Source organism: Bradyrhizobium sp. (genome assembly GCF_049691595.1).
Classification (GTDB): Bacteria; Pseudomonadota; Alphaproteobacteria; order Rhizobiales; family Xanthobacteraceae; genus Bradyrhizobium.
Genome location: NZ_JBAVNZ010000034.1, coordinates 1 through 3,341, shown reverse-complemented (window position 1 = coordinate 3,341; position 3,341 = coordinate 1). Strand labels below are relative to the sequence as shown.

Annotated in this window: 3 protein-coding genes and 1 pseudogene; all 4 read left to right on the top strand. The window is 65.0% G+C overall.

The window, feature by feature from the left end:
• Positions 1-353 (top strand): annotated as a pseudogene (locus WCE35_RS01425) (NAD(P)(+) transhydrogenase (Re/Si-specific) subunit alpha); the annotation flags it as partial.
• A gap of 12 nt (positions 354-365) precedes the next feature.
• Entirely contained in the window at positions 366-683 is a 318-nt protein-coding gene (locus tag WCE35_RS01420) for a proton-translocating transhydrogenase family protein (RefSeq protein WP_159007712.1), read from the top strand.
• A 43-nt stretch (positions 684-726) separates the two neighbouring features.
• On the top strand, positions 727-2,124 hold the full coding sequence (locus WCE35_RS01415) for an NAD(P)(+) transhydrogenase (Re/Si-specific) subunit beta (RefSeq protein ID WP_424591559.1): 1,398 nt from the start codon (positions 727-729) through the stop codon (positions 2,122-2,124).
• A gap of 16 nt (positions 2,125-2,140) precedes the next feature.
• Complete coding sequence (locus tag WCE35_RS01410; RefSeq protein ID WP_424591558.1) at positions 2,141-2,947, top strand: alpha/beta hydrolase; 807 nt, start codon at positions 2,141-2,143, stop codon at positions 2,945-2,947.
• The last annotated feature ends 394 nt before the right edge of the window (positions 2,948-3,341 follow it).

Below are 3,341 nucleotides of genomic sequence, written 5' to 3'. Positions count from 1 at the left end.
TCCCGGGCCGGCCCGCGCCGCGCCTCGTCACGTCGGAGATGGTGAAGTCGATGAAGCCGGGCTCGGTGCTGGTCGATCTCGCGGTCGAGCGCGGCGGCAATGTCGAGGGCGCCAGGGCCGGCGAAGTCGCCGATGTCGGCGGCATCAAGATCGTCGGCTTCACCAACGTCGCGGGCCGTGTCGCGGCCTCGGCGTCGAGCCTTTATGCGCGCAACCTGTTTTCCTTCATCGAGACGCTGGTCGACAAGTCGACCAAAGCGCTCGCGGTGAAGTGGGACGACGAACTGGTCAAGGCCACCGCGCTGACCAAAGACGGCGCCGTCATTCATCCGAACTTCCAGCCGAAAGCCTAAGGAGAGTCCGCCATGGATCATATCGCGCAGGCCGTCGATCCCTTCGTATTCCGGCTGTCGATTTTCGTGCTCGCCGTGTTCGTCGGCTATTTCGTGGTGTGGTCGGTGACGCCTGCGCTGCATACGCCGTTGATGTCGGTGACGAACGCGATCTCCTCGGTGATCGTGGTCGGCGCGCTGCTCGCGGTCGGCGTCGGGATGATCTCGAGCGGCAGCGGCTGGGCGCGCGGTTTCGGCTTCGTCGCGCTGATCTTTGCCTGCGTGAATATCTTCGGCGGCTTCCTTGTAACCCAGCGCATGCTGGCGATGTACAAGAAGAAGGCCAAGTGAGCGGCGTTCACCTCGGGGTGGCGAAGACAGATGGGGACCTGAGATGAACGCCAATCTTTCTGCAGTGCTGTATCTCGTGGCGGGGGTGCTGTTCATCCTGTCGCTGCGCGGGCTGTCCAGCCCCGCGACGTCGCGCCGCGGCAATTTCTTCGGCATGACCGGCATGGCGATCGCGATCGCGACCACGCTCGCCGGCCATCCGCCGGCCGACGGCGTCGCCTGGCTGCTGGTCGTCCTCGGCATCGCGATCGGCGGCAGCATCGGCGCCGTGATCGCGCGGCGGGTGCCGATGACCTCGATGCCCGAACTGGTGGCGGCGTTCCACTCGCTGGTCGGCATGGCCGCGGTGCTGGTGGCGGCCGGCGCATTCTATGCGCCCGAGGCGTTCGACATCGGCACGCCCGGCCACATCCATGCGCAGAGTCTCGTTGAAATGTCGCTCGGCGTCGCCATCGGCGCGCTGACCTTCACCGGTTCGGTAATCGCCTTCCTGAAACTGTCGGCGCGCATGAGCGGCGCACCGATCATCCTGCCCGCCCGTCACATCATCAACATCGCGCTCGCCCTGGCGCTGGTGTTCTTCATCGTCCGTCTTGTGGTCTCGGGCGGTGCGCTCGACTTCTGGCTGATCACCATCATCGCGCTGGTACTGGGCGTGCTCATGATCATCCCGATCGGCGGCGCCGACATGCCGGTGGTGATCTCGATGCTGAACTCCTATTCCGGCTGGGCGGCCGCCGGCATCGGCTTCACGCTCGGCAATTCCGCTTTGATCATCACCGGCGCGCTGGTCGGCTCCTCCGGCGCGATCCTGTCCTACATCATGTGCCACGCGATGAACCGCTCCTGCATTTCGGTCATCCTCGGCGGCTTCGGCGGCGAGACCGCGGCCGCCGCCGGCGGCGGCGGGGAGCAGAAGCCGGTAAAACTCGGCTCGGCCGACGACGCCGCCTTCATCATGAAGAATGCCTCGAAGGTCATCATCGTGCCCGGCTACGGCATGGCGGTGGCGCAGGCCCAGCATGCGCTGCGCGAAATGGCCGACACGCTGAAGAAGGAAGGCGTCGAGGTGAAATACGCCATTCATCCGGTCGCGGGCCGCATGCCGGGCCACATGAATGTGCTGCTGGCCGAAGCCAATGTGCCCTATGACGAGGTGTTCGAACTGGAGGACATCAACTCGGAATTCGCCCAGGCCGACATTGCGTTTGTGATCGGCGCCAACGACGTCACCAATCCTGCCGCGGAGGATGACAAGACCTCGCCGATCTACGGCATGCCGGTGCTGCAGGTGTGGAAGGCCGGCACCGTGATGTTCATCAAGCGCTCGCTGGCGTCGGGCTATGCCGGCATCGACAATCCGCTGTTCTACCGCGACAACACCATGATGCTGCTCGGCGACGCCAAGAAGGTGACCGAGAGCGTCGTCAAGGCGATGTGAGCCCTTGCGGGCCACCATGACCGCCCTGAAATGGCTCCTGATCGTCGTTTCGTTCGGCTATGTCAGCGGCCTCGTCGCCCTGTTTGTCGGGCAGCGGTGGTTTTTGTTTCCGATTCCGCAAACCGCGCGCACGGCGCCGGCAGCCGCCGGCTTTCCGGAAGCCGAAGAGCACGTTCTGACCACGGCGGACGGCGAGAAAATCATCGTCTGGCACGTGCCGGCCAGGCCCGGCCATCCCGTGGTGCTCTATTTCCACGGCAACGGAGATTTCCTGGCCGGGTTCTTTGGCCGCTTTCGTGACATGATCTCGGACGGTACCGGTATTGTCGCGCTGTCGTATCGCGGCTATGCCGGCTCGAGCGGGCGGCCGAGCGAGCAGGGACTGATGCTGGATGCCGCGGCGGCGTACGCCTTCACATCGGCGCTATATAGCGCGGACCGGATCGTGGTCTGGGGCTTCTCGCTCGGAACCGGTGTCGCGGTGGCGTTGGCGGCCGAGCAGCCGCTTGCCAGGTTGATCCTCGAAGCGGCGTATACCTCAATCGCGGACGTTGCCGCCGCCGCGTTACCAATCCTGCCGGTACGCTGGCTGATGCGAGACCGGTTTCGTTCCGACGAACGCATGGCGCAGATCACGGCTCCGCTGCTCTTCATGCATGGCGCGGCGGATTCGTCGATTCCGATCGCGTTTGGCGAGCGATTGTTCGCGTTGGCGCGCGAGCCGAAGCAATTTGTCCGCTTTCCCCGAGGTGGCCATAACGATCTGGACAATTTCGGCGCGGCGGAAGCGGCGCGACATTTCATCAATGCCGCAACCGGCTGACGGCCGCCGATCGCTGGCACATCGTCCACTTGCGGAAATCTCGAAGAACGACGACATCGGCGCGTACGGACCAAGGCCGCGCTCGGCATGGGCGTTCCCGGGCACCCCGCCAATATCCTGACTGACTGGTGCGCATGGCGGTGTTCGCCATATTGCATTTTTGGTGTTCGTGCCGTAGCCGAGCCGGGCCGGATATGATTTGAGCGGTGCAGTCGGATGCCGTTGCCGTTTTGTCGTTCACGAGCCGTCATGAAACGGCTGGCGCTGGCGCTTGCCACAATGCTGCCCGTCGCCCTGCCGCAGTCGGCGGCCGCCGCCGCGCTCGAAGGGGCGGCGATGCGCTGGCCGTTCGCGCTTCCCTTCGCCGGCCTACTGCTGTCGATCGCGGCGGGGC